At 39.1% G+C, this 1,782-nt stretch carries 1 protein-coding gene; it reads left to right on the top strand.

The genetic code is table 11. The features are described 5' to 3' along the window. Positions 1-16: 16 nt before the first annotated feature. On the top strand, positions 17-1,782 hold a 1,766-nt coding region (locus GB932_RS22040), incomplete at its 3' end, for a T9SS C-terminal target domain-containing protein (RefSeq protein ID WP_156758921.1).

The following is a 1,782-nucleotide window of genomic DNA, read 5'->3' as shown; positions in this document are numbered from 1 at the left end:
TAATGGCCTTTTGGACGTGCATGGAAATATCATGGTTGTAGGATCTGGTACAGATGCTTTTAAGACAATTGATGCTGCCGGTTCTGATAAGACTGACGGCGGAAATATCATCTTAAGACTTAATACCCCTGCTTCTTTTGCTACTTCCACGTATGGACAGTTGTACATCGACGGACTATCCCAGTCCAACATTACAGGTATTGTAACCAAAGAATACCGAACTACAAGTCATGGTTCCGGTAATTATTTTCAACAAGTTGCGTTACCTTTTTCGGGTAAAGCTTTCAATTCATTATCTGCAGAACTTGGGAAAACTTTCAATACCCAAAGAACAGGAACCGGCAGCAACCCTATTCTAAAGTGGGATAACGCTAATGCAGTTTCTGCGCATTTTACAAATTTAGCATCTACTACTGCTGATGGTTCAGGATACTATATGCTGAAAGTTACCAATAACGACTGGAATCCAAGTGCTCCTGCAGGTGCAGCAACTGTTTTCAATATTAACGGGAAACCATATGCTCCCTTAGCTGGAACTGTAACATTGCAGAATGCGGGGAAATCTAATTTGGGACCTTCTAATGTCGTATTCGGGGTTGGTGGTAACGCTGTGAATTCTTACAACGAAAAGTACAACACTTATTTAGATGACAGTTTTGAGTTTACTACAAGCGCATGGGCTGGAACATTTGGTCAGAACTGGTATCAGTTTGGTAACCCCTTCCTTACCAATTTAGATTTATCTAATATTGGATATACTGAAAGTGTTACCGGATCAGATGGAAATGCAGTAAAAAATATCTGGGGTATTGAATACAACCCTGGTACTGTTGTGACACTTCCTGGAGGTTCTACTTATGCTACAGGTGCTCAGGTGGTTACTTATGTGGCTACAGGTGACGGGGTCGCTCCTGCAGTTGGAGATGTGAACCTGGATAAAATGGTTATCAAACCAATGCAGTCGTTTAAAATAAAGTTAAGAGATAATACAGCTCAGACTTTAGACTTTAATACACTGAGAAGATTCAAATCAACCGCAAGAACAGCAGGTACTCCAAATGGTGTAAATGCAGCTAAAATGGCTGGTAAGGGTACAAACAGTACAGTGAAGCAGCTTGGGGTAATTGGTCTTGATGCTAATGGTAATGAGATTTCCAGAACGTACTACGTGGTTTCTCCATCATTTACAACAGGACACCAGGTTTCTACTGCCACGACAGTTCAGGCTTCAGCGGGTACCAGAATTATCGGTACTTACGAAGAAGCATTGAATGGCGGATATGATAATAATTATACGAACTATTGGTTATATATTAACGAAGCTAATGAGGGTAACTTCCAAGGTAAAAATGTTAAGTTAGTTAACTACAAACTTGATCAGGTTAAATCTTATAAATTCGAGATCAGAGAAAATGCAGAACTTATTCCTGCTGGTGCACATCAGTTATCTTCAGGAATTGGTTTCTACTATAAAGCGGAAAATGGGAATTTAGTACAGGCTAAGCAGGGAGATGTTGTAGCTGTAACAAATGAAGAAGCTAACTTGTATTATGGTGAGCCAAGTAATAATACTTTAGCTACTAATAAAACAACTCCTAGTGTTTCCAGAACACTTGTTGTTTATGATCCATCTATTACAAATTACATTGTTAGATTTGATCCAAAATGGAAAAAAGCAGACATTCAAGTTTATGATATGAGCGGTAAACTGGTAATCTCTAAAAAAGCGGTTGAAACATCCAGAGATTTTGTAATCGAGCTTGATGGCTCAGTTAAAAATTC

It is taken from the genome of Microbacterium karelineae, assembly GCF_009745985.1.
Taxonomy (GTDB): domain Bacteria; phylum Actinomycetota; class Actinomycetes; order Actinomycetales; family Microbacteriaceae; genus Microbacterium; species Microbacterium karelineae.
This window is presented reverse-complemented; position numbering and strand designations above follow the sequence as displayed.